The organism is Labrys sp. (in: a-proteobacteria) (genome assembly GCF_047605565.1).
Lineage (GTDB): Bacteria > Pseudomonadota > Alphaproteobacteria > Rhizobiales > Labraceae > Labrys > Labrys neptuniae.
Genome location: NZ_JASGFM010000007.1, coordinates 39975 through 64551 on the forward strand (window position 1 = coordinate 39975; position 24577 = coordinate 64551).

Consider the following 24577-nt stretch of genomic DNA (forward strand, 5'->3'; position numbering starts at 1 on the left):
ACGTGGTGGCACCCGCCCGGGTGGGTCGGGCACAGGTCCTCAACCGTGGCTTCGCCGGCGCATCTACCCTATCGCGTGGCGCCGGACATCGGATCGAGATGCAGTTCGACCTTGGCCTTGTCGGTGGTCATATAGGTGACCTCATAATAGCCACTCTGGCTCCATTCGATCTCCGAGATATAGGCAAAGCCATCGCGGGCTTCGACCTTGGCGATGATCTGCGACAATTTCAGGCTGCCCTGCGGAGGTAGAGCGGTGCTGGTCGTCTGGGCGCTGGCCACGCCAGCGAGCAGCAGAAGGCCGGCAAGGGCCCCGACTATTCTTCCCATTGCGCATCCCTCATGTTCCGAATGCGCAACAAGAACCCAACAGAAGGCTTTAGGTTCCCAAAGAGGCCATAGCCGGGATCAGGCGGCGACGCGACTCAGATCCATTCTCAGTTCGATGACAAGCCCTTCCGGACGCCATTGGCGTGAAAATCCGCCGAATTGGCTCGCGGCGAGCCGCACGAGACGGCTGCCGAAACCTTCCGCGTCCGATGGCTGCACCTCTGGCCCGCCGATCTCACGCCAGATGATCACGGCATCGCCATCCCGCCGCCGGCATTCGATCGTCAATCGGCCTGTCGACGTCGAAAAGCAGCCATATTTGGCAGCGTTCGTTGCGAACTCATGCAGGAGAAGCGCAACGGGCGTCACCACATTCTCAGCGAGCTCGATATCGAGGCCTTCAATCGTGAACCGCCTGCGCTCTCCCTGCGCCCCTTCCACATAGGGAGCCAGGATCGCTTCGATCAGCGCGTGCAGCGTCGCCGTTTTCCTGAAGCCGGTATCGGCCGTTCCGGAAGCCAGGGTCAGGGCATGTGCCCTCGATAGCGCCCCCAATCGATCGGCGACGATCGAGGCAAGCATCGCCGGCGTCTCGGCGGAAGCCACACTCAGATTGACGATGCTGGTGGCAAGGGCAAACAGGTTCTTCACCCGGTGGTTCATCTCATGCAGCAGGAGCTGCTGCTGCTCGTGGGCCCGGCGCCGCTCGGTGATGTCGCGCGCGATCTTGGAAGCCCCGATGGTCACGCCCTCGGCATCCTTGATCGGAGAGACACTCAGCGAGATATCGACAAGGCTGCCATCCTTGCGCCGGCGGATGGTCTCGTAATGGTCGATCCGTTCACCCGCCCGGATCCGCGCCAATATGGCCGGTTCCTCATTATGCCGGTCGGGCGGGATCAGCATCATTACGGATCGGCCGATCGCCTCGGAGGCAGTATAGCCGAAAAGCTGCTCGGCCCCGGCATTCCAGCTGGTAATGATCCCCTCGAGATTCTTGGAGATGATGGCATCGCCGGAAGATTCCACCAGCGCCGCGAGGCGGCGGGCAGTCTGGTCGCTGTGCTGGCGCTCGATCGCAAAGCCCAGCTGGCGGGCGACGATCAATATCGTTTCACGCTCCTCATCGGTGAAAGGACGGGGCGTGTCGTAACAGAGCACGAACTCGCCGGCCACGCCGTGGCTGACCATGATCGGAATGAAGGCGAGTGCGCCGATGCCCTCGTGCCGGATCAGGGTTGCAAGGTCGGGCGGCAGATCGGCCTGGCCGATATCACCCATATAGATCGCCGCCGGTTCCTGGTCATCCGACCGCCATGGCGAATGCCCCTCGGCGCCGGCGCGATATTGTTCGGTAAGTCGCCGCCAGGCCGCAAAGCGCAGAACACCCTTGCCATCGAACCGCAGGATCGCTGCCCGCGTGCAGCCCAGCATGTCGTGGATGACGTCAAGGGCCACGTCGTAGATCTGATCGAGAGTGCGCGCGCGATAAAGAAGATCGGTGAAGTGGAACAGCGCATTTTGCTGGCGCATCGGATGCGCGAGCGGCGCCTGTTCATCCTGCTCCGGATCCGTCACGCCGGAGACGAGCGCCGGCCTACCGCTCGGCTCCTTCTTGGTTTTCAACGCCGACACAGCCCTGATTGCTTCAAAGACCCGGACCTATTGCCTGATATCCGCTCCCAGACCAAGCGGCAGATGAAATGCGCCGCGCGCCCGAAGCATGGAGAATATCACGATCACAATAGCCAAGCCGTTCGGATAAAGACAATCCAAAACTCGGCCGGCCCGATCTTCGGCCGCTTCGGCAAAGGCCGAGACTGCGTTCATCCGTATCACAACCGAAGCGAGAGAGGCCCTCTATCCGGGTCCGGCCTGTTCACGACGTGGTCTCGCCGGCATTGCTGCGGTTCCTGCCTTTAGGCGCACCGGTCTGATCCTTCGGCGTTTCGCCATGTTTGAGCTTCTCCGCCTCTTCGTTCCGTCCATTGTCGTTGGGGCGTCCCGGAGGCTCCTTCGTCCTGGTCTTTTTCTCGGGCATCGTACTCTACTCCGTTGAGGTAGGGACTTCCTGAACGGTCCGGCGACAATTCGGTTCCAATACCAGACACCAGCCTGCCAGCATCACCGCGCCGAGGCCTTGCCCTCTTCCTTCTTCCTGTTGGTAAAGCGCGCATTGCCCAGCCCCGTGCCGATGGTCAATATGCCCCAGCGCTTGACGTCGCCCATGCGAGGCACCTCCGACAGTCCCTGGACTACCGCATCATTATGCAGAACGATGTGGGTTGCCTGCCCGCCAATCTTGGGCACGAATTTGAGCAAGGCCGCCGGCAGGTTGAAATTGGCGCCTTCCCAGTTGGAACCCGGAAGATTCTGGCCTCCACGCGCGATGGAACCGTCGGATCTGATGGCTCCCGGACAGCCCACGCCGATCACCGGGGTAAGCCTGATCTTGTTCTTCTCCGCGCGCGAGCGCAGGTCCTGCAGCATCTCACCGAGGCGGCCGATCGCCGCCGTTCGTGCCGGCTCGTCATCGGCATGACGCCAGATCGCGAGCTTTTCCACTTTGGCCCGGCCGAGATCGGCTTGCTTGTCCACCTGGCTCAGCACGATCCCGGCGCGGATGTTGCGTCCACCGATATCCACCGCCAGCATGCCGTCGTGATTGGCCAGCACATAGGGTGGCAGCAAATGCAGGCTGCCGATCAACCCCGCCTCGTCGGGGTGATTGGCGATCGGCACCACTTCCACCGAGACCCCCTCTCCGCTGAGCAGCGCCTGGGTCCGTGCGATCGCCAGCCGCCCTACGCGGCTTTCCCGAAAACCTCCGCCGATGACGATCCGCTCGGTGCGCCGCCAGGAGGCAGTTCGCAGGAAGCGGCGGATGACCCCGGAAAGAGACCGCGCGAACTCCTCCAACGCTCCGTGCACCAGCGCGGCGCTGTTCAGATCGTCGCCAGTCAGCATCTCGTCGATTTGCTTGCGCTTAATTTCCTCGGTGGCTTCCTCGCCCAGGGGATCCTCGCCAGCCTTGCGGTAGAGCAAGCGCAATTCCTCCAGCTTTTCGAGAAAGGCCCCCGTATTGGCCCTGTCGCCGACAAAACCCTCCTTGTCGCGCAGGCCGATATTATAGCCGTCCACGCGGACGGATGGCAGCACCTCGCCGCCGTGATTGAGAAATTGCCAGCCCGCCTGCTCGTTCATCCCCGAACCCGTCGATCCCCTCCGAACCCTGCTGCTGGCGACAACCATTCGCGCCCGCGAAGGTTCCCACCACGCCCTGCTGTAAGACCCGCCGGCATTTCAGCCGTCCGCAAAAATGGCCCATGCCTGGTGGAACCCTCCTCGGCGGGGGTCGTTCGGTAGACGAACAGGCATCGAAACGAGCCATAAGCCGTGGAAACCGGCACGTTGGGCCCGCGGTTCGCCTGTTTGCAACCGATCCGACAGGGAGACCGACGATGCCTCAAGCATCCTATCGCATCACGGGCAGTACCGATGGCTGGGTCATCGAGCATGATGGCAAGCGCGGCGGCGGATATGAGCTTCCGGAAGCGGCTTTCGAAACCGCGGTCGCCGCGGCCTCCCTGGATCTCAAGGAACGCCGGGACGTCACCATATCCGTGCAATTCCCCGAAGGCCCCGAAGATACCGAAGCCTTGGCGAGCGGATCCGAACCTGCGCTTCAGCGTGCGGAATTCGACAGCCCCCTCGGCAAGGCGAAGTGACGCCGTCAGGCGCTCAAAGGCAAAAGGAGGATGTGATGAATATCAGGCAGGCCATGACGACCGAAGTTTGTGTCGCCACGCCGGACGAGACGATCCAGAAGGCGGCCCAGCTCATGTTGGGCCTCGATATCGGCATGATTCCCGTTGCTCACGAAGACCGGCTGGTGGGCATGATCACGGATCGCGATATCGCCGTGCGCGGCGTCGCCGCAGGCCGGGGCGCGGATACGCCGGTTCGAGACGTGATGACAGAGGATGTCAAATATTGCTTCGATGACGAGGAGATAGAAGACGTTCTTGATAATCTGGGCGAGATCCAGGTCCGCAGACTCCCCGTCGTCAATCGCGACAAGCGCCTGGTCGGCATCGTCTCGCTGAGCGATCTCGCCCGCTCCAGAGCGCCTGACAAGGCAGGAGTCGCCCTCGGCGAAATTGCCCGGCCAGGTGGCGAGCACAGCCAGGCGACGTTCTAGATTTTCCTTCTCGCCTCCCTGCCGTCGGCTTTCCCGAGCCGGCGGCGCATCAGGAGATCCCCACACGCGCTCCGTCCAGGCAGCTGCACCACTTTCGAATTGTCTTCTTCGTCGGGGCACAGGAACCTGAGCGAATCCCTGCTGGCCACGCGGAAGGAAAGTGCCATGACCAGAACCGAGATTCCCGCCGACGCCATCCTCCAGGGCCAAACGATCCTGGTCGCCGACGACGAAATCATCATCGCTCTCGACATCGAAGACATGCTGATATCAGCCGGAGCCCGGGTTGCCGGCCCTTGCCTGACCCTGGCCTCCGCATTGGAGACCGCCAGCCAGCAACCCATCACAGCGGCTGTTCTGGATATCAGCCTCGGCAAGGACACGAGCGAGCCTGTCGTCGACCTGCTCGCGGCGCGCAGCATTCCCATCGCCTTCTGCACGGGCAAAGTGCTTCCGGAGACCTTGCGGCAGAAGGTTCCCGACGCGCCGGTTCTGGTCAAACCCGTTCTGCATCAGATCCTGCTTGAAACCCTTGTGCGCCTGACCAAGGAGTAGCGATCCGCCCTATCGCCACCCAGACATCGCAAACCGTCCCAATTGCTGCAGGGAACATGTGCAAGTTTGCATCGTTACACAGAAGCACCGGGTGAGATGAAAGCGGAGTGATAGCCCGTTCCAGCGCGAAGATTCACCGGGACGGAAGATACAGCATCCGCATTCGAGCGAACCGGCTCAAAACGAGTGACGATCCATGCAGCAACTCCAGGGCATGCGTCTCCTGATCGTCGAGGACGAGATATTGCTCGCGGGCGATCTGGCTGACTATTTCGAAGAGAGGGGGGCGGTAATCCTCGGACCGGCGTCGACGATCGAGGCTGCGCAATGTCATGTGAGTTCAGCCAATGCAGCCATTCTCGACGTCAACATCAATGGCAAGATGGTCTTTCCGATCGCAGACCGCCTGCTCGCCCTGGGCATCCCATTCGTCTTCTTCAGCAGCTATGACGAAGACATCATTCCCACCCATCTCAGGCATGTCGACAATGTTCGCAAGTCGGGCGGCCGTCACGCTCTGCTTGAAACCCTGTTCGTGGCGCGCCGCAGGACGCAGGACGAAATCAAGGGCATTGACGGGGACCCGAGCGCTGACGTCGCCGGGCTTCTCCCCGAACTCAGGCTGAGGGCCCGCCACTATCTTGACGGCAGGGCCGCCGCCGACCGACTGGTCGAGCAAACGCTGCTGACCGCCATCGATCTGGCAGACCGCAAGCCGCCGGACCGCGATACGCTGCCATGGCTTTGCGACCTCATGGACAGGACCTTCAGGGCCGTCGGCCATCAGCTGCTCGACTGAACGGTTCGCCCGAGTTTCTTCTGCTATTTTTCCATCCGAGCCCGCCGGCCGCGAACACGGCGGAACCGGAGCGGACGACGACGCGTTGATGTTTCATGGTCAATTGCATCGGAAGAAGATATGAGCCGCAACATCGTCTTATTGCTGATTGTCGCAATCGTCGCGGTAGCCGGCATTGGTGCCTATATCTACCATGAGCAGAATAAGAATACTGTGCAGATTACCATCGGAAACCAGGGCGTAAAAATCAAAGGGCCGTCCGACTGAGCCGCGGTGCCAGGCGCCTCAGCGCTGGTCTTCCGTCTGCCCTCGATGCGGACTGCTCCCCTGGAACACCGCTTCTCCTGGAACATTGTCGTGCGAGGATGGTTAGCAAGGCCATAGCAATTCCCCGCCCCCGCCGCATGCGTGGGCGACACATGCGACAGGACCTTTGCAAGTGACTTCCCGGCACAAACCTCCTAGTCTGTCGGCAGGCGAGCGAGGAAACTGCGTCTTGATCTTCCCTGGCTCGTGCAAGTTGCCCCCGACCAACGGCGAGACGAGCAGTTCAGTGGACAACGATCAGAAAAGCGACAAGGCCAGATCCGCAGACAAGGAAGTGGCGCGCATTCTGGCCCGAGTCGAGCGTGAACCCATTCCCCAGCGTCTGCTCGAACTTGCCTTCAAGCTCCAAAAGGCCCTGAGGGACGCCAAGAAGGCAGACTGACCAGGAAGTGCGCTCGCTCTCCTCTCCCCATGAAACGCGGAGTTCAAGCCTCGATCATCCTGTCTATCGCTTGGCTAGAATCGTCCGACGAGCCCCCTTCATGCAATGGCCTTCCAGCGGCCAGAATGTGGTCGGATTGATATGGCAGGATAATTGGACAGCTTGTGAGCCCGGCCCAGGGAATGGGATATGGCCCCGATGGGGTGGCAACGGCGTTTTGACTTTCCCAGGTCGTCGGCAGACATCCGATTGGTCGCCTTTACGGTGGCTACAGATGGGAGTTCTTCCAATGAAGCTGTCGCCCACGCACGTCACACAAACACTGAATCAGATCAGGGCTGAACCCATCGCCGAAAACCATCCCGTATACAGCCAGTTCGCCCGGTTGTTCGGGGAGCATACGTTCTTTGTCGACGACGAGGGGCTCAACATTGTCGAGCCGATGGCATCGGATAAGGACAGCGCCCAGAAGATGGAAGTGGCCCGGTTGGTAAGGCTGGCCCATTGGTGCGACGAATATCATTCCAGCCTGGTGCCGCAGGTACCGCAAAAGACCGATACCGTGGTCATGCTGAGCAAGGCAGCCTGACGCCCAAGCGTCCCGGCCGCGAGCCGGCGGGATAGGCGCGGCGCGGATTTCGCAATAGGCCGGCGCAGCAGGCCGACGTCATCCGCACCGCTGTTTACACTCGCTTACTTGCGAGGCGTAGCCTTCGCATCTCCGGGAAGAGGTATGCAATGTATGGCAAAGTTTCCCTGTTACTGAGCGGCATCGCAATGGGCGCGGCAACCGCATTCGCCGTCACGCATTCCGACCTGCTCGGCCACGCCAACGCCTCCGCCAGCGATGCCTATCGCGAGCTCAATCGCTTTGGTGACGTCTATGAGCAGGTGCGCGCGAGCTATGTGACCGAGCCCGACGATGCCAAGCTCGTCGCCGGTGCCATCAGCGGCATGGTCTCCGGCCTTGATCCGCACTCGCGCTATGTCGATGCCGCCGGTTTCCAGGACATGCAGGCCCAGACTTCCGGAGCATTTTCGGGAGTTGGCCTCGAGGTCACCATGGAGGGTGATCGGCTCAAGGTCGTTTCCGCCATCGACGATACGCCCGCCGCAAAGGCTGGCCTTCTTTCCGGCGACATGATCACGGCCATCGACGGCAAGTCCACGCAGGGCATGCCACTGCAGCAGGCCAGCCAGAAGATGCGCGGGCCGGAGAACAGCACGGTCACGCTCACGGTGCGGCGTGGGGGCGATGCACAGCCTGTGGACGTCAAGCTTGTCCGCGATACCATCAAGCTGTCTTCCGTGCGGACCAGGAAGATCGGCGGCGATATCGCCTATATCCGTATTGCCCAATTCAGTGGGAATACGTTCGACGACTTCCTCAAGGCCATGATGGAAGCCGGGGCGGACAAGGGAGGCCGGAACCTTGCCGGTTTCGTCATCGACCTGCGCAACAATCCTGGCGGCCTGCTCAGCCAGGCCGTCGAGGTGGCGGGTGCCCTGATCGGGCGGGGCGAAATCGTCTCCACGCGCGGACGTGGGCCCGACGATTCTCTGCGTTATAGCGCCACGGGAGGCGGCCTCGTTCATACCAAGCCGATCATCGTGCTCGTCAATGGAGGCTCGGCCTCCGCCGCCGAGATCGTAGCAGGCGCGTGGCAGGACCATCGCCGTGCGACGATTCTGGGCACGCGTTCCTTCGGCAAGGGATCGGTTCAGACCGTCTTTCCGCTTGGCGACAACGGCGCCCTGGTGCTGACGACTGCCCGCTACTACACGCCGTCGGGCCGATCGATCCAGGCCAAGGGCATCGATCCGGAAATCGTGGTGAAGCAGGCCATCCCAGCCAATCTGAACCAGCAGGATGCCGCCGGCGGTGAAGCCGGCCTTAAGGGACATCTCGACAGCCAAGGCGATACCGAGCAGGGCGGCTCGTCTGCCTATGTCCCTGACAACGAGAAGGACGATATGCAGCTCAATGCCGCGGTTGAATTGCTTCATGGCGTTCGCAAGAACCCATCCTTTCCAGCCGGCGGAGCGGCACGCCGCTGAGCATTCGGGACAGGTGTCGATCCCACAAAATTGCCATTCGAGCGGCAAACGATCGAACCCTTTCCGTGCGAGGCTTGTCCGTGATGATCCCTGACCACAGAGCGGAAAGGAGACATCATGTACAAGCTCATGTCCGCAACCTTCGCCACGATCGTCCTGGCTTCGGGCATTGCCACCGGCCTGGCCCAACCCGCCACCAATCCGGCGGACACACCCAATGACGGCGTTATCGAGCGTGCTCCCGGGAAAATCAGGGCCGTCACGGTCTCAACTCTCGACGAACTCTCGATTCCGCAGCGTATCGCGGCCAATCAGCAGATTGCCGAAACAGGCCCGAGCGAACTGCAGCATTTGAGACAGGTCATCGCCGATACGCCCCGCCTGCAAGCCGCACTCGAAGATTATGGCTCGACGCCGTCCTCGGTGATCGCGATGACGTTCGATGACACGGACGAGGTGACGCTGGTCATCGCCTCGTAAACCGCCTCGGCCCCTTCCCTTGGCAAGGTGCCCTCAAGATCCTGCGGCTCCCTCGGACGGCAGGATCTTGAGATTGCCCGCCTTCGACTTGCCGGTCTTGGCATCGACCACCAGCTCATAGCCCATTCTTTGGCCCTCGCGCACCGTACTGATGCCGCTGCGTTCGAGCTCCCTGATATGCACGAAAGCGTCGATACTGCCGTCATCGGGCGCGATGAAGCCATAGCCCTTGTCGTAATTGAACCATTTCAGGCTGCCGGTGATCATTTCCAATCCCTCCATGGCAGAACGCCACATCGAATTCGAACGCAAGCCGAAGGCATTCGTTCCGATTTGCACGTGGATGGACGGTCGATCGATCGGTGGACAAACGAGCGATGCCGGGGAAGCACCGCATGGAACGATCCGGCCCAAACCAGGTTGGGAAGATGCGAAGCACGGAACGCCAAGCGTTCCAGGCTTCGTTCGACCGACGCAAGCGTTGGTCGTGGCGGCTCGGCCCCTACAGATCGACCCGAGATCCCCGGGGTCGGGCCGTTCGGCCATCGTCCATGTGGCTCGGTATCCGCGCCTGGGATCGGCCGATGAATCGAAATCTTCGATATGAGGGAGAATTCGAACGATGATCCGAAAATTGAAATCAGGAGAATATCGCATCTATTCGCGAAAGGTGGATCCCAAGACGGGCAAAAGGCGCAATCTCGGCACGTTTCAATCGAAGGAAGCTGCCCAAAAACACGAACGCGAGATCCAGTATTTCAAGCGGCACTGAGGCTGGACGACAGACCGGAAGCCAATCGCGCCGGCCTGATCCTCCGGCAGTGCCCGATGGCCAGATGCGCCGCCTCCTCGCTCGTTCACGCCCACTACGCTCAAATCGACCGGACCGCCGCCTGAGCAGAACCTTCGCTGCCTCGTCGGCATCGGCAGAGCAATCATCGCCCGTAACGGCGAGGGCGAACCCCTCGCCCTCCCCCCCGTTGATCCTGCCGACGCCCATGGACCATGTCGGGCCTAGGCAACGGTGAGGACACCCAACAGCACCAGCAGGAATACGATCAGGGCGATCCCGATCAAGACCCGGGCTCCCGTCGCGGCCGCTCCCGCAAGCGCGGGCATACCCAACAAGCTGGCTGCGGCAGCAACGATCAACAGAATGAGGATCCAGTGAAGCATGGTAGCACCTCCTTGATGTGGCGCTATCGAACCTCGACGGCCGGCCTTTGTTCCCGCCCCGCCATCGAGACTGCACCAATCCTGACAGCTGACTTGGGTTCAACCGATCGAATGCTGACAGGGGCTGTGTATCCGAGTATTTCAGCTCGGAAATACTCTCCACCCCTAATAGGGTGCTCCGATTTGCCTGCTCGTCTCGATCAGGAACCATGCCTGACATTCTCTGGACGCGGAGACCTCGCAAATTCGAAAGCGGAACGATCCCCCGGCTGCGCAGTTTTTGCATTGTTGCAACCAGGGATAACGATCATGGCTGATTTGCTTAGAATATTTGCGGCGGCCGGCATGGCCATCTCCGTCGCAGCCTGCGCGAGCGACAATCCGGGTGATCGCGCCGCCGGCGGCGCGGTTATCGGCGGCGTCGGTGGCGCAGCTGTGGGTGCTGCCGTCTCGAACCGGCATCCCGGCCGCGGTGCGCTCATTGGCGGCGCCATCGGTGCCGTCGGAGGGGCTGCCGTAGGTGCCGCGACGACACCGCCCAGCAGCGGCCGGTCATGCGCACGGATCGGATATGATGAGTATGGCAACCGTGTATGCACCGCCTATTACTTATGCTGTGGCCCGGAGCGGTTCCCAGCTCCGGACCGCGACGCGTGCAGCCACCGCGCGCCGTGCTCCTTCCTCCGACCGGGATTGGAAGGTCTCGATTACCAGCCATTTCCTGGGTGCGCGCCGGCAGATCGTCTGGCCTTGATGCCGATCGACAGCGCGCATTCCGGTAACGTTGAAAGATGCAACAGTCTGGGTCGCAAAGCATTGCTTCGACGATTCTTGGCATTGATCTGCAGGCGAGTTACGGCACAGGCCGGCCCGCATGAGAGCCCGCATACCTCCCCGAATGCTCAAATGCCACCGACCCTGGTCGGATTCATCATTTGGGTCTCGGGCCGGCACCAGATCTGGATCGGCCTATGCGCCATTTTGCTGTTCGTTGCGGATACAGTGCCGCTCGAGGTGCAGCGGCGCCTGGTCAACGCCGCCGTGAAGGGCGGAGATGTCTATAACGTGCTGATACTGGCGATGATGTTCGCCGCCCTGACCTTTCTGCAGGGCCTGATCAAGATCGGCCTCAATCTCTATCGCAATTGGATCGGCGAGTCGGCCGTGCGGTGGCTCCGAAACGAGATCTCACATGTTGCGCAGCGTCCCGACTCCAAACTGCCTTCGGGTAAGGCCGGCGGCGTCGAAATCGCCATGGTCGTCGCCGAAGTCGATCCGATCGGCGGCTTTGTCGGCGCGAGCCTTTCCGACCCGATCCTCCAGATCGGCATCTTGCTGTCGGTGTTCGGCTATCTCATCTATCTCCAGCCGTTGATGGCCCTCGTCGGCGTCCTCGTGTTTCTGCCGCAATGTTTCCTGGTGCCGCTGATGCAGGGGGCGATTAACCGCCGAGTGGGGGCTCGCATCTGGGTGCTGCGCAAGATCAGCGTGATGCTGGTCGACACGCTGCAACGCGACGAGACGACCAATCATTCTCAATCGAGACGCGTCGACCAGGTATTCCGCCTGAACATGAGCATCTTCAGGCTCAAATTCGTGCTCAGCTTCACGATGAACTGGCTCAACTCTCTGGGGACGGCGGTCATCCTGGGAATTGGCGGCTATTTCGTCGTTCAGGGCCGGACGGAGATCGGAACCGTCGTCGCCTTCGTCGCCGGGCTCGCAAAGATCAACGATCCCTGGAGCGATCTGGTGAACTGGTATCGCGATTATCGGGTGATCCAGGCCCGCTATCACCTGGTTTCCAGTGCCTTGCGCAATGCCGGTACGAAGGCAGACGGTCGCGAGCGGCCAAGCTCTCTTTCGCCACCGCGGGAGTGATGGCCGCGCATCCGAATGACGGGACCGGCCTTCCTGGCCAACGGGCCATTCGACGACCCGCGCCGGAACCATCGCCCTCCCCTCGTGTTTCTCGCAAGGAGGTAGGAGATGACATCTTCAATGTTCACCCAGCCGATCAATATCGACGGCATCACCATCGGCGACGCAAACGAGGCCGCGGACTATCTGCTCAACAACTGGCCCGCCGACAGCGGCGAGCGCTATGACTTCGCCAAGCGCGTCTGTCTCGAGGCGATCGAAGGCAAGCGTGATCCCGAAGACGCCAGGGCGGCTTTCCTGCTCGCCGCGGAGGAAGCCGGGGTGATCCTCACATGATCACGCCCTTCCATCGGAACGAAATGTCCCCACCGCAGTTCGATTAACCGGAGGGTTGACATGTATAACCGCGCTTGGCTGCGCCCGGTCGAGCTCCAGACCTATATCGGTGATTACCGCATAGTTGGCTCGACGGACGAAGCCGTCATCTTTCTGCTCAAGCACTGGCCCATCGATTCCGATGGCGAACCGGCTGCAGGGCGTCAGGGATTCCTGGAGGCCCTTGAAGGAGCGGAGGCCGGAGATGCCCGGGCCGTGTTCATCGAGGCCTGCCTGCAACTCGAAATGCATGTGATCGGATGATCGGAGAGGAAAAGCCCGAGGCCATGGCTGCAGGAACCGGCATGCACCGACAATGTTTGAGTTTAGGAGGTGTGCCATGGCCATGAAAATCTGGAGCAGCCCCGTGAAATTCGAGATCGGCGCAGGTCAGTTCCGAGTGGTTGCCTCATGCGAGGAAGCCTCTGACTTCCTGCTGAATCATTGGCCAACCGAAGGCGGAGACAAACATCTGCTTGCCAGACGCGCTTGTCTCGATGCCTTGGCCGGATCGCTCCCCGCCGATCACGCCCGCAGGGCCTTTATCGAAGCCTGTGAAGAATCCGGCATGCATGTCACGCAATGAGGGAGAGTACGATGCCCGATCCGAAAGAACCGAAGCCCGCGACTCCAGCGCCGACGGAAAGCCCTCCGCCCATGCCGGAGCCAAACCCGAAACCCCCGAATGAAGTGCCCATCGTGCCGCCGCCGCCGGGAAACACGCCGATCGCGCCGGATGTGCCCAACCCGCCGGAGATGCCCCCTTTGGTCGATCCCAACCAGATATGACCGAAAGCGCCCCTGACGATGCCTTCCAAATAAGCTCGGACATCATTTGCTTTCATGCTACGCTGCCGGCGTAGCATGACGCTTCGCTTTTGAAGGGAAGACAACGGCAAGCCGAGCCGACATCCTTCCCGAAAAGCTCACCACGGTTGGCGTGGAGCGCTGGCGGAAGGCCAGCATGCCGTAACCTCATACGATATGTCGGAGCCTTCGGCCCGTTTCCGGCCTGATGGACGAGAGGAACACTATGGATACCCTGCCCTGGAGTCGACCGGTCCGATTTGAGACCGATGTCGGGCGATACCGCATTCTCGTCTCGACGGAAGAAGCATCGCATTTTCTGCTCAATGACTGGCCCCAAGTCACTGGACCGCGGCTTATCGACGCTCGCCGTATCTGCCTCGACGTCATGGCGGGCACGGACGAACCCGACAATGCCAGAACCGCGTTCGTCGCGGCCTGCAAGGAAGCCGATATACGCGTAATGCCGTGAAGGAGGTTCGGATGGCCGCTTCGAAGCATCGGAAACCACTCGACGGTCCGTTCCGCGGGACCAGGAAGAAGGGGCCTGGCGTCGAAGAGATTTCACCGGACGAAACACCGATCATACGGCCAAAGGTCGACTATCCTGCACAGGCGGACGATAAACCTGTCCTGGAGCCCTATCCGCAGCCCGCCAAGAGAAGGAAAGGCGGAACTGATCGGATGCATGTACTCTGACAGCGCTCCGACGCTGGTACCCGGCCATACCGCTCGCCGTCATTGCAAAGACGACGAATGGCTTCTGCCCCCGCCCGCCATCGAGGGTAGCGGGCCAGAGAAGGCCTTGCGCATTTTTCGCAAGAGGGGAACACCCGGATGGAAGCACCGGGTCTGAGCGGCTCGGCCGCCGAGGTCGGTGTGATCGGCATTGGCCGAGCCGCCTCGGCTGATCTCACCATCAGCCGAACGATACGCCGAATGCTTTCGCATCGATCGTCTCGTACCTTCCAAACAGGTATCTCGATTCTTTGTTCCCTACTCATGCAACGGCCCGGCTCTCGGACCTGGGGGAAAGGTCGGCAACGAGGAACCGGACCGCCGGACTCTACACTGCGAGGCCGGTCATTGGGCGACACAAGGCATCCACGACCTCACCCTTTCCGAACCATGACGGACCAAGACTGTTCCCGCTAAAATGCGTGAAACACATGGCTCGGCGAAGCTTTCTCTGGGAGGAACGCTGGCCAGGCCGCCTCGTCGGCCCCCCCCATTGCCGAGCAGCACGACTGGCTCCGGAGCCGATGGCCTCAGCCTAGCGGCATTGTCGATCGAACCGTCCACGCTCCCTTATAGTCGAGACTGCCATGCTCATCCAACGTCGCCGCGACAGGGGTCAGCACCAGCTGCGCACCAGCCGCGGCAACCGCCACTTCTTCTGCGGTATGGGCGAGAATACGGCCGATCAGTGGTTCTCCGACCCCTGGCACCAGCGTTATCGGAGCACCCTCGTAAAAGTCAGGCTGACTATGGCCAGGGGCGGGGGAGAATGTGACGATGCTCCCCACCGCAAGAGGCTCGGGAATGTCGGAAACCATGGGTGCTCTTCCTTCAGGTGCCGCGAAAGTCTTCAAGCGATATCGCTGCGGGTAGTATGGCTGCTGCTGCATTGCGCTCAGGCCGAGCCCTCAAACTCGGGTCGCGTCATCAACGCGTCGAAGTGTTCGACTTCGAAGATCTGAGGTGTCTTGCCGGGATCCCGAACAGCCGAAAAATCCGTGAACTGGTCTGGGTGGGCCCTGGCCTGCCGATACCGCATCACGGCTTCCTTCAGGCTGATGTCATGGCCTTCGAAACTGACGATTTCTTCGGGATCGTAATCAAACATCGAGGTCATTGTGCTGCCCTCCCCAGCATCGAACCCGCGAACGGTACGAAAGATCCCGTTGCGACATTCATCTGCAGCAATGCCACGCGAAACTTTCAGCCTCGCCGCTGGTTCCAGGAAACGACTCGATCGGGAAAGTTCCATGCCAGAAGCCGATTGCCCGCCGCCGCGGGCGACCTATCGTTTGCAGCTGAACGCCCGCTTCAATTTTGCGGCGGTCGAAGCCATAGCCGCCTATCTCGCCCAATTGGGAGTGAGCCACGTCTATGCCTCCCCGTTCCTGAAAGCGAGGCCGGGCAGCAGCCACGGCTACGACATCGTCGATCACTCGGCCCTCAATCCCGACCTCGGCACCAAGGAAGATTTCGATCTGATGATGCAGGCCCTACGCGCCAACGGCCTGGGCCTGATCCTCGATTTCGTCCCCAACCATATGGGCGTGAACGGTGCCGACAATCCCTATTGGCTCGACGTGCTCGCATGGGGCCAGGAGTCGGCCTATGCCGGCTGGTTCGACATCGACTGGCAGCCCGAACCTTCGCATCTCAGGGGCAAGGTCCTGGTCCCCGTTCTCGGCGACCAGTACGGCGCAGTGCTTGCCGGTGGTGGCCTCGAGCTATGTTTCGATGCCAGGGCCGGGGAGATCGCCATCTGGGCTCACGGCGCCCACAAGCTCCCCATCCATCCCGGACATTATGGCCGTGTCCTTGGGAGCGACCATGCCGCGCTCGAAAAACTGAGCGATGCCTTCTCCCACCTCGAAGGGTTCCACCCGCATGAACAGCGCAGGGCCGGACAACTCAAGGCCGATCTTGCCGCTTTGGTCGCAGCCGAACCGACGGTGACGGAGGCCGTCGCGGAGCGTCTGGGGCGTTTCGCCGGCATGGCCGGCGAGCTGGAGAGCTGGAAACGGCTCGACCAGCTGATCGCCGACCAGCATTGGCGCGTGGCTCATTTCCGTGTAGCCGCCGACGATATCAACTACCGCCGCTTCTTCAATATCAGCGATCTTGCCGGCTTGCGCATCGAACATGAGGAGTTGTTCGACCACGCCCATCGCTTTGTCTTCGAGTTGATCGCCGAGGGTGTGCTGGACGGGTTGCGCATCGACCATATCGATGGCCTGCTGGATCCCAAGACATACTGCCGGCGCTTGCGCGAGAAAGCGCCGCGGCCAATCTACCTGGTCGTCGAGAAGATCCTCGGAGAAAATGAGGAACTGCGGGAGGATTGGCATGCCGACGGCACGACCGGCTACGAATTCGCCAACCTCCTTACCAATCTGCTGATCGACCCGAGCGGCCAGGCACAGCTCGATGAGCTTTATCGCCGCTTCACCGGCGAGCGGCGCAGCTTCAAGGCCATCAGCCGCGAGGGCAAGCTGGCCATCATGGCAGACGAAATGGCCGGCGAACTCGACGGGCTGGCTCGCGAGGCTGCCCGCATCGCGCGTTCCAATCCGCGCACTGCCGATTTTACCCGCAATGTCCTGCAGCGTGCACTCAGGGAAATCGTCGCCGGGTTTCGTGTCTATCGGACCTATGTCGATGCGGAGGGTGCCAGCGCTGCCGACCTTCAGGAACTCGAAAGTGCCTTCACCCAGGCGCGGCGCTCGGGGCGTGGCATAGACCATTCGGTGTTCGACTTCCTGTTCTCACTGCTCGGCGGCGAGGCCGTTGCAAAGCCCGGCAGCGGTTTCAGCCGGCAGGACGTCATGCGTTTTGCCATGCGGTTCCAGCAATATACCGGGCCGATCATGGCCAAGGGGGTCGAGGATACCGCCTTCTACCGCTACAACCGCTTCATTGCCGCCAATGAGGTTGGCGGCCACCCCGGCCATCTCGGCGCCAGCGTCGAGGCTTTCCATACCGCCAATCTCGCCCGCCATGCGGGCGCCATGCTCGCGACGTCGACGCATGACACCAAACGTGGCGAGGACTGCCGGGCACGCCTTGCCGTTCTCAGCGAGATCCCGGTGGATTTTACCGAAGCCACCGCCCGCTGGCGGTCCATGCTCGACGGGAATGAGACCAGGCCTGATGGCAACGACATCTTCCTGCTCTTCCAGTTGCTCGTGGGTGCCTGGCCCGTGGACCTCGTCTCCACCGATATCGGGGCGTTGGAGCGGTTCCAGGAGCGCCTGCAGCTGGCCATGCTCAAATCGGCGCGCGAGGCCAAGGTTCACACCAACTGGGCAGCGCCCGACGAGATTTATGAAAAGTCCCTGCACGACTATGTTGCGGCCGCTTTCGCGAACCAGGATTTTCTTGCCGATTTCATCGGCTTCGAAAAACGCGTCATCGAACTCGGTGCTGCCAATAGTCTCACGCAGACCGTGTTGAAGTTCACCGTGCCCGGCGTTCCCGATATCTATCAGGGGGCGGAGGCCTACGATTTCAGCCTGGTCGATCCGGACAATCGCCGCCCGGTCGACTGGGTCTGGCGCCGAGAGAGCCTGGGAAATATTCGGCCGGTCGCGCGAGACAACCTTCTCGACGGAAGCGCCAAATTGGCCACCATCGCCAAGCTGCTCGAGTTGCGCCGCCGGCATGAAGCCTTGTTTGCCGTAGGAGACTATCGGCCCATCGAGATGGCAGGCGATCGCGTCATCGCCTTCTCGCGACAGCATGGCGACTGCGCCCTCGTCGTCGTGGCCGCGCGGTTCCCCGGTCGTGGCGCCATCGACGGCTTTCTGCCCCTCGCCCACCATTGCCCCGTCTATGGCGATCTCCTCTCTGGACGCCAGATCACCCCCGGCAAGGAAGGCATCGATCTTGCTATGCTGCTGGCAGAGCTGCCCGCCGCCGTGCTGGTGCCGCAGACACCGCCGGCAATCCGGCACTCGCAGCCATGATCATGCCGCCAGGCCACTACGAACCACGCTTCGGCCCCGTCCTGCGCGACGGCAAGGTTCTGTTTCGCCTTTGGGCGCCCAGGCAATGCCGGGTCGGCCTGCAATTGGGACAGACGACATATCCGATGCACAACCATGGCGGCTGGCATTGCCTGCCGGTGGCCGCCGACTTTGGTGCCCGATATCGCTTCGTGTTGGAAGACGGCATGACCGTGCCGGATCCGGCCAGCCGCTTCCAGCCCGAGGACGTCCATGGTCCGAGCGAGCTGGTCGACCCGGCGGCCTATCGCTGGCGCAATACGGACTGGCAGGGACGCGCCTGGCACGAAACGGTGCTTTACGAGCTTCATATCGGAACTTTCACGCCGGAAGGGACTTTCGCCAGCGCGGCGCAACGGCTCGACTATCTCAGGGAACTGGGGGTGACCACCATCCAGCTCATGCCGGTGGCCGATTTTCCGGGGAAACGCAACTGGGGCTATGACGGCGTCCTTCCCTTCGCGCCGGACGCAGCCTATGGCCGGCCGGAGCAACTGAAAGCCTTCATCGACGAAGCGCATGGCCTCGGCCTCTCGGTGCTGCTCGACGTCGTCTACAATCACTACGGAGCCGAGGGGAACTATCTGCCGCTCTATGCTCCCGTCTTCACCGAACGCCACCAGACCCCTTGGGGCCCCGCCGTCAACTATGACGACGAAGGGTCTGCCGAGATCCGGGCCTTCACCATCGAAAACGTGCTCTATTGGCTGGAAGAGTTCCGCCTCGACGGATTGCGTTTCGATGCCGTGCACGAGATACGCGATGCCGGGGACCGTCATCTCCTTGCCGAGATCCGCGCCGCGGTCGGCGCCCTCATCGGCAATCGTCCTGTCCATCTCGTGCTGGAGAATGAGGAAAACAACGCCGAATGGCTCGCCCGGCAATCGGAAGGAACACCGGCCTTCACCGCGCAATGGAATGACGACGTCCATCACGCCCTGCATGTGGCCGTGACCGGCGAAAACGCAGGCTATTACGGGGACTATGCCCATCGGCCCGAATTGCTCGGCCGCGCCTTGGCACAGGGCTTTGCCTTCCAGGGCGAAACGATGGCCTATCGCGGCAGTCGTCGCGGGCAACCCTCGGCCCATCTGCCGCCGGATGCCTTCGTCGCCTTCCTGCAGAATCACGACCAGATCGGCAATCGCGCCTTTGGCGACCGCATCCACCACCATCATCCGCTCCGAGCCGTGAAGGCCGCCGCGGCGGCCTATCTCCTGGCACCGCAGATCCCCATGCTGTTTCAAGGCGAGGAGTGGGCCGCCTCTACGCCTTTCACGTTCTTCTGCGACGTCGAGGGTGAACTGGCCGATGCGGTGCGCGAGGGGCGGCGCAACGAGTTTTCGCGCTTTCCCGACTATGCCGATCCGCAAGCGCGCGAAGCCATTCCCGATCCCGTCAGCGAACAGACCTTCCGCTCCGCCAAATTGCTGTGGCCGGAACGGGAGAAGCCCCTGCATGCGGACATGCTGAATTGGTACCGGCGCATCCTATCGGTTCGAGCCACGAAGATCGTACCGCTCATACCGACCTTCCTGCAGGCCGGTATGTACACAGTCGACGAGAACGGGGTCGTCTGCGTCGATTGGCGCAGCACCAGCGAAACGGTGCTCCGCCTCGTTCTCAATCTCAGCGACACGCCGAAACCGATGGAGACGGCCATCCAGGGCCAGCCCATCTGGACAGAAGGCCAATGGGAGGGCGCAACGCTCGGCGCCTGGACCGCAATTTGGACGCTTGAAACACCGGAGAGGCCGCCGGCGTAATGTGTCTCGACGACGCCGGCAGCCCCACCAGCGCAGCCAGGAGGCAATTTCTCCCGCATCGTCCCGATCTCATGTAGAATGCGTGTCTCAGACATAGCGAGGCTGCATCCCGAGGGCTTGAATCGGCGCTCATATGCCAGGACGGCACTGCTTAGATGGCAAAGCTATCCCCTGCCCAAATCCGTGCATTGACCGCGCTCGAGGCGGGCGTCGAAGTCAGGATGACGCCCGGTGGCGTGCCGATCGGGCACATGCCCGACGGCGTTCGATCACATCGGACCTTTTGGCGTCTGCGTATCCTGGGCTTCGTTGCCATCAAGCCCCGGCCATCGGCCAATTACTGGGAAATTACAGAGGCTGGCAGAACCGCGCTGCAGGCGGAGAAGTAGCGCAACAGGCAGGCCCGATCGGCCCCCTAGATCGCCTTCGACCGTCGACGCCGGCCATTTTCGGGCATGACCAATAACGGAACCAAAGCCTAAAAATCTGCTCCAGAAGGCAGCAGGACTTTTGGGGGATGCAGCAGGCATGCCCGAGCCAGGGCGACGACCGGTGAGACGGACGTGAGGAACTATCGCGCCGCTCATCGGTTGAGTCCTTGTCGACTTTAGACAGCCCAACTCGCCCGCTGCCTGACAGGCCAGCGGGCTGTTCTTTTCCAAGAGGAGAAGGCGTAGAGGGCGCTCGCGAACGCGAGAAGCGACACGCAGTGGGCATCATGCCCACGGTCCTAGTACAGGGCCTGCTAACCCCAAAGGAGCAGGACCGGTGAAACCGATTTTCTGTATTTTCGAACGCAGCTTCGACCGCCATCCGATCGAGGTGAACGTGAATCTCATCCTCTATCTGGAGGGCAATGACGACGGCACGACGACCATGTATTTCAGGAGAGACGAATTCGTGGTCGTCAGGGGCACCCTCGCGGACACCCGCAGGCATATCGAAACCTGCACGTCGATGACCCCGCCGGCGGACGTCGCAGCCTGAAAACAAGGAGCAATTGCCGCCGGCAGGAAACCCGCATTGCTCCCTTCCCCTGCTTGCCCGCTCGCTGTTCCCAAGCGCGGCGGGCAATTTTTTTAACCATAGGATTTCAGGCGGTCTTGATCCCGAAAACGCCATTGCTAGATTTCCGCACTGGAAGAGCCATCATTGCGCTCGCGTTTGTGTGGGATGGTAGGAATGGACGAAGCGCAGGAGACGACGGGTCGTTCTGAAGGGACAGAGACCAGAATCCCGATATTCTGTACATTCGAACGAAGTTTCGACCGACATCCGATCGAAGTGAACGTGACTCGCATCTGCTATATCGAGGGCAATGAGCCCGACAGCTCGACCCTGTATTTCGACAGGGAGCACTTCGTGGTCGTTCATGGCAAGGCCGAGCAGATCCGGGCACGGATCGAAACCCGGGTTTGGCAGTCGCAGATCCTGCTCCGATAGCCCCGCTCCCGCGCAACAAGCGGTCCGGCTGCGAAGCCCTGCGCTCGGCGAAAAGCAGCGTTGCCGGGCCATCTCGGCTTGCGCCACGGGCTCGATCAGCCCGCCATATGGTTCATCATCGACCCCACGCTAAGAGCACCGCAGGGCTCGAGTGGGGGCGCGAATGCCGGTGACCGGGTCTACGGTGCTACCTCAACGGCAACTGCAGTCCGGTCAGGAGGATTGAGAGATCCGGTGAAATTGGTCTGTAATGCGAGGCTATCGGTACCCGTAAAGCCCGGATTCGGCCGATACGTGACTGCAGTCATCGGTATCATCCTGGCATTGCATTTGTAGAGATGGCTTGTCGTCGGGTAGGCGGGATGGTCTTTCACGTGAACAACCGTGGCAATGCCATTGCGCGGAGGCGTGATAATCTTGACGGAAGGTGGCAGGTCATACATGACGCAATCGTTGGCGACCTGATACGCGCTGTACACCGTGACGGACTGATCTTTTTTCGTATGGCGAGTAACGGATGGGCCAACCCTCAACCCCTTCTCGAGTGGTTTATTGTCGGCACAAGCTCCCAAGACACATGCTACCCCTAACGGCAATAAGATATAGACCTGCCTCATGACTTGCATACCTTTCCCTGAAACTTCGACTAATCAACGACGAAGGGGATCTGAATGCAAGTTTAAATTTATCCGAACTACATACACGCGCCAACTACAATAATTCGAATAATTATCTTCATATAAATTCTTATTTTAGTGGAGGTTATAATGTGTTTTTAAATTTAATTTCGTATTATTATAGTTTACGAGCCTAAATTTATCTATAAATTCAAAATATTTATTATTATAATCTTAGTTTTTATATAAAATTACGTCGTCTCATGCTTTTTCATGCCCTCGACGCCTGAATTAACTGATACGGCCACCAGGATAAGCATTGGCGACCTTTGTGACGGCGCCGAGAAGGCGCCCGGCGATCTAATTGTCGATCTCGGTTCGCCCCCTGTCTCAGAGGCCGGCATATTCTAAGTCGGACAGGAAGGAGCCACACGGATCGGAGAAGCGTGCATTTGCAGGCACGGCTGGCGTCAGATGATGCCATGCTCTTTTAGAAGTGCCTGCTCGTCGCCTGATACCCAACCAAATATCTTCGCCTCGGAATCCAGTATCTGAACGAAATAGTGGACATCAAAATCGATCACTTTGTGCCCTCGACCCTTCTGGGCATAGGTGGCGGTCCAAGCGACATGGGCTAGGCAATGACATTCGTCTATGGAGGAAAGGCGGACATTGCGTATGCGCATCTCTGTCGTCCCGATTGCCCGATAATGTGCATATCCCTGCACGATCGCCTGTTTGAACTGATCGTCGTTCTTTCCAGTCATGACGTCGGCGGGTGCGGCGCCGATAAATTCGGGCGCGTACAGTGAGGCGACCTCGTCCATGTCCGCATGGCCACCGAGAGACTGATTGCAGAAGTTCTCGTATCGCTCGAATAGCTTCCTTACAGCCGCCTCCATCATAGCGTTCTCCTGGAAACTCGGTACTGGACAGCCAGAACTGCGGTGCTTCCCATCCGTTCCAAGCACAATTCCGCCACCGTACGCTATCGCCATTCCGCCGGGCGGTTCGAGCATTCCTCGGGAACCGAATGCCACCGAGCGAGTTCGTAAGCTCGCATAGCAGACGAGAGGGCGCCACATCGATCCTGCGCACAGATTGATTTGCAGCTTTCGATGTCGGCGCCAGAGCAACAACAAGAACATCTTGCAGCAAGGCGGAACAATGAGCGGGACTGAGGGGGACCTCGATCCAAGAACGGAGCGCAGCCCGGCTGTCGAGCCAAGCAAGCCACGTATACTCAAAGTTCTCGGCCCGGGCTTAATCACCGGCGCTTCGGACGACGATCCCAGCGGAATTGCGACTTATTCCCAGGTGGGTGCGCAATATGCCTATGGCGCGAGCTGGACCCTGTTGTTTTCCTACCCCCTCATGAGCGCCATCCAGATGATCAGCGCCCGTCTCGGACGAACCACGGGACGAGGCATAGCCGGCAACCTGCGCAGATATTATCCCAATTGGCTGGTCTATACGGGCGTCTGCCTGCTGGTGATCGCCAACATCATCAATATCGGGGCCGATATCGGCGCAATGGGCGACGCCGTCAAACTCATCATCGGCGGCCCGGCCCTGGTCTATGTCGTGCTTTTCGGAGCCGGATGCGCAATCGCGCAGGTATTCCTGCAATACAAGAAATACGTTCGCATTCTCAAATGGCTCAGCCTGGCCTTGCTGAGCTATGTCGCGACGCTTTTCATCGTAAAGATCGACTGGGCGGCTCTCGCGACGGGATTCTTTACGCCGCATATCGAGCTTTCCTCCGACTATCTCATGGCAATTGTCGCAATCTTTGGCACCACCATCAGCCCGTATCTCTTCTTTTGGCAGGCCTCGCAGGAAGTGGAGGACCTCAAGGAAAAGCCCAAGCGCCACCCTTTGAAGGATAGTCCGGAACAAGCCAAGGAGGCCGATCAAAGGATTGAACTGGATACGCTCGCCGGCATGGGCGTTTCCAACTTCATTGCGCTGTCCATCATGGTCACGGCGGCCGCGACGCTCAATGTGCACCACATCACCGACATTGGCAGTTCAGCGCAGGCGGCTGAAGCGCTGGAGCCCGTTGCAGGCAAATTTGCCGAGCTTTTGTTTGTCATCGGCATCGTGGGAACAGGGCTCCTGGCCGTGCCGGTGCTGGCCGGATCGGCCGCTTACGGGCTCGGAGAAGCGCTGCGCTGGCCCACCGGACTGGCCCGCAAGCCCAAGGACGCCAAGGCCTTCTATGCCACGATAGCGATCGCAACCATGCTCGGCGTGGCCTTGAATTTCGCCCCCGTCAATCCGATCCAGGCCCTTTTCTGGAGCGCCGTGGTGAATGGCGTCGTCGCTGTGCCGATCATGGTCATCATGATGCTGATGTCGACCGACAAAAGAATCATGGGCGAGCAGGTGATCGGCGGCTGGCTGCTTGGCCTGGGCTGGCTCTCCACGGGTGTCATGGCGCTATGCGCCGTAGGGATGGGCGCGTCTGCCGTCTTGAACTAGCCGTATCGACGAAAAGCCGCTGCCTCGGCCAGGGAGCCTATTGCACTTCCATCTCCCGCACCGACAACGGCCCCGTTCGTAGTATCGGCGACCATCGTTGCACCGACAAACGCCGCGGCAATCCAACAGGCAGCACCTGCCCCACACCGGGCGCTGAG

At 60.7% G+C, this 24577-nt stretch carries 29 protein-coding genes; 19 read left to right on the top strand and 10 right to left on the bottom strand.

Annotated features, from left to right (window positions below; genetic code table 11):
* Positions 1–68 precede the first annotated feature (68 nt).
* The 4 genes from QM672_RS09255 to QM672_RS09270 all read right to left on the bottom strand — a co-directional run bounded on the left by QM672_RS09255 (position 69) and on the right by QM672_RS09270 (position 3533).
* Positions 69–329 carry a PepSY domain-containing protein gene (locus QM672_RS09255; protein WP_068290161.1) on the bottom strand — a complete coding sequence of 87 codons (261 nt, stop codon included), beginning with the start codon at positions 327–329 and terminating at the stop codon, positions 69–71.
* A gap of 78 nt (positions 330–407) precedes the next feature.
* Positions 408–1955 (bottom strand): PAS domain S-box protein, encoded by a 1548-nt coding sequence (locus QM672_RS09260; protein WP_415082116.1) that lies wholly within the window; start codon positions 1953–1955, stop codon positions 408–410.
* A 253-nt stretch (positions 1956–2208) separates the two neighbouring features.
* Positions 2209–2370 (bottom strand): hypothetical protein, encoded by a 162-nt coding sequence (locus QM672_RS09265; RefSeq protein WP_394315024.1) that lies wholly within the window; start codon positions 2368–2370, stop codon positions 2209–2211.
* 83 nt (positions 2371–2453) lie between these two features.
* Entirely contained in the window at positions 2454–3533 is a 1080-nt protein-coding gene (locus QM672_RS09270) for an ROK family protein (RefSeq protein ID WP_311939526.1), read from the bottom strand.
* Positions 3534–3790: 257 nt separating this feature from the next.
* Between QM672_RS09270 and QM672_RS09275 the strand changes: the two genes are divergently transcribed.
* The 9 genes from QM672_RS09275 (at position 3791) to QM672_RS09315 (ending at position 9131) form a co-directional block, all read left to right on the top strand.
* Positions 3791–4057: a hypothetical protein gene (locus QM672_RS09275; protein WP_415082119.1), complete on the top strand. Its 267-nt coding sequence runs from the start codon at positions 3791–3793 to the stop codon at positions 4055–4057.
* Positions 4058–4092: 35 nt separating this feature from the next.
* Complete coding sequence (locus tag QM672_RS09280) at positions 4093–4530, top strand: CBS domain-containing protein (RefSeq protein ID WP_415082120.1); 438 nt, start codon at positions 4093–4095, stop codon at positions 4528–4530.
* A 165-nt stretch (positions 4531–4695) separates the two neighbouring features.
* Positions 4696–5085, top strand: a complete 390-nt coding sequence (locus QM672_RS09285) for a response regulator (protein ID WP_394315021.1) — start codon at positions 4696–4698, stop codon at positions 5083–5085.
* Between the two features lie 196 nt (positions 5086–5281).
* Positions 5282–5884 (top strand): response regulator, encoded by a 603-nt coding sequence (locus QM672_RS09290; RefSeq protein ID WP_415082122.1) that lies wholly within the window; start codon positions 5282–5284, stop codon positions 5882–5884.
* A 120-nt stretch (positions 5885–6004) separates the two neighbouring features.
* A complete protein-coding gene (locus QM672_RS09295; RefSeq protein ID WP_311939540.1) occupies positions 6005–6151 on the top strand; it encodes a hypothetical protein in 147 nt (48 codons plus the stop codon).
* A 229-nt stretch (positions 6152–6380) separates the two neighbouring features.
* The gene (locus QM672_RS09300) at positions 6381–6593 is read left to right on the top strand and encodes a hypothetical protein (protein ID WP_311939544.1); all 213 of its coding nucleotides are present in this window, start codon (positions 6381–6383) and stop codon (positions 6591–6593) included.
* A 289-nt stretch (positions 6594–6882) separates the two neighbouring features.
* Positions 6883–7182 carry a hypothetical protein gene (locus tag QM672_RS09305; RefSeq protein WP_415082125.1) on the top strand — a complete coding sequence of 100 codons (300 nt, stop codon included), beginning with the start codon at positions 6883–6885 and terminating at the stop codon, positions 7180–7182.
* Positions 7183–7331: 149 nt separating this feature from the next.
* Complete coding sequence (locus QM672_RS09310) at positions 7332–8651, top strand: S41 family peptidase (protein WP_311939548.1); 1320 nt, start codon at positions 7332–7334, stop codon at positions 8649–8651.
* Between the two features lie 117 nt (positions 8652–8768).
* Complete coding sequence (locus QM672_RS09315; RefSeq protein ID WP_415082127.1) at positions 8769–9131, top strand: hypothetical protein; 363 nt, start codon at positions 8769–8771, stop codon at positions 9129–9131.
* Between the two features lie 33 nt (positions 9132–9164).
* Here the strand turns inward: QM672_RS09315 and QM672_RS09320 are convergent, their stop codons facing one another.
* Together QM672_RS09320 and QM672_RS09325 are read right to left on the bottom strand one after the other, a co-directional pair.
* The gene (locus QM672_RS09320) at positions 9165–9398 is read right to left on the bottom strand and encodes a cold-shock protein (protein ID WP_311939552.1); all 234 of its coding nucleotides are present in this window, start codon (positions 9396–9398) and stop codon (positions 9165–9167) included.
* A 747-nt stretch (positions 9399–10145) separates the two neighbouring features.
* Positions 10146–10307, bottom strand: a complete 162-nt coding sequence (locus QM672_RS09325) for a DUF1328 domain-containing protein (protein ID WP_311939554.1) — start codon at positions 10305–10307, stop codon at positions 10146–10148.
* A gap of 309 nt (positions 10308–10616) precedes the next feature.
* Here QM672_RS09325 and QM672_RS09330 point away from each other — a divergent pair, with 309 nt between their 5' ends.
* The 4 genes from QM672_RS09330 (at position 10617) to QM672_RS09345 (ending at position 13149) form a co-directional block, all read left to right on the top strand.
* Positions 10617–12188: an ABC transporter transmembrane domain-containing protein gene (locus tag QM672_RS09330; RefSeq protein ID WP_415082130.1), complete on the top strand. Its 1572-nt coding sequence runs from the start codon at positions 10617–10619 to the stop codon at positions 12186–12188.
* 108 nt (positions 12189–12296) lie between these two features.
* The gene (locus QM672_RS09335; RefSeq protein WP_311939560.1) at positions 12297–12524 is read left to right on the top strand and encodes a DUF982 domain-containing protein; all 228 of its coding nucleotides are present in this window, start codon (positions 12297–12299) and stop codon (positions 12522–12524) included.
* Positions 12525–12584: 60 nt separating this feature from the next.
* Positions 12585–12827, top strand: a complete 243-nt coding sequence (locus QM672_RS09340) for a DUF982 domain-containing protein (protein WP_311939562.1) — start codon at positions 12585–12587, stop codon at positions 12825–12827.
* Between the two features lie 76 nt (positions 12828–12903).
* Entirely contained in the window at positions 12904–13149 is a 246-nt protein-coding gene (locus QM672_RS09345) for a DUF982 domain-containing protein (RefSeq protein ID WP_311939564.1), read from the top strand.
* Here the strand turns inward: QM672_RS09345 and QM672_RS09350 are convergent.
* Positions 13139–13408: a hypothetical protein gene (locus tag QM672_RS09350; protein ID WP_394315016.1), complete on the bottom strand. Its 270-nt coding sequence runs from the start codon at positions 13406–13408 to the stop codon at positions 13139–13141. The two genes, QM672_RS09345 and QM672_RS09350, sit on opposite strands and share 11 nt — an antisense overlap.
* Before the next feature lie 188 nt (positions 13409–13596).
* Between QM672_RS09350 and QM672_RS09355 the strand changes: the two genes are divergently transcribed.
* Positions 13597–13842, top strand: coding sequence for a DUF982 domain-containing protein (locus QM672_RS09355; RefSeq protein WP_311939568.1), 246 nt, complete (start codon positions 13597–13599; stop codon positions 13840–13842).
* 796 nt (positions 13843–14638) lie between these two features.
* Here the strand turns inward: QM672_RS09355 and QM672_RS09360 are convergent.
* Positions 14639–14926: a hypothetical protein gene (locus tag QM672_RS09360; RefSeq protein ID WP_311939570.1), complete on the bottom strand. Its 288-nt coding sequence runs from the start codon at positions 14924–14926 to the stop codon at positions 14639–14641.
* A gap of 77 nt (positions 14927–15003) precedes the next feature.
* Positions 15004–15360: a hypothetical protein gene (locus QM672_RS09365; protein WP_415082133.1), complete on the bottom strand. Its 357-nt coding sequence runs from the start codon at positions 15358–15360 to the stop codon at positions 15004–15006.
* On the opposite strand from QM672_RS09365, the gene treY reads away from it, so the two are divergent.
* From treY to QM672_RS09385, 4 genes are all read left to right on the top strand, one after another.
* Positions 15359–18070: a malto-oligosyltrehalose synthase gene (gene treY / locus QM672_RS09370; protein ID WP_415082135.1), complete on the top strand. Its 2712-nt coding sequence runs from the start codon at positions 15359–15361 to the stop codon at positions 18068–18070. The genes QM672_RS09365 and treY overlap by 2 nt on opposite strands.
* On the top strand, positions 18067–19875 hold the full coding sequence (gene treZ, locus QM672_RS09375; protein ID WP_415082137.1) for a malto-oligosyltrehalose trehalohydrolase: 1809 nt from the start codon (positions 18067–18069) through the stop codon (positions 19873–19875). The genes treY and treZ overlap by 4 nt, the downstream gene beginning before the upstream one ends.
* 768 nt (positions 19876–20643) lie before the next feature.
* Complete coding sequence (locus QM672_RS09380; RefSeq protein WP_311939580.1) at positions 20644–20862, top strand: hypothetical protein; 219 nt, start codon at positions 20644–20646, stop codon at positions 20860–20862.
* A gap of 195 nt (positions 20863–21057) precedes the next feature.
* Positions 21058–21318: a hypothetical protein gene (locus tag QM672_RS09385; RefSeq protein ID WP_311939582.1), complete on the top strand. Its 261-nt coding sequence runs from the start codon at positions 21058–21060 to the stop codon at positions 21316–21318.
* 1087 nt (positions 21319–22405) lie between these two features.
* On the opposite strand, the gene QM672_RS09390 is transcribed toward QM672_RS09385, so the two are convergent.
* Positions 22406–22837: a nuclear transport factor 2 family protein gene (locus QM672_RS09390; RefSeq protein ID WP_415082284.1), complete on the bottom strand. Its 432-nt coding sequence runs from the start codon at positions 22835–22837 to the stop codon at positions 22406–22408.
* A gap of 265 nt (positions 22838–23102) precedes the next feature.
* Here QM672_RS09390 and QM672_RS09395 point away from each other — a divergent pair, with 265 nt between their 5' ends.
* Complete coding sequence (locus QM672_RS09395; RefSeq protein WP_415082140.1) at positions 23103–24419, top strand: Nramp family divalent metal transporter; 1317 nt, start codon at positions 23103–23105, stop codon at positions 24417–24419.
* Positions 24420–24577 lie beyond the last annotated feature (158 nt).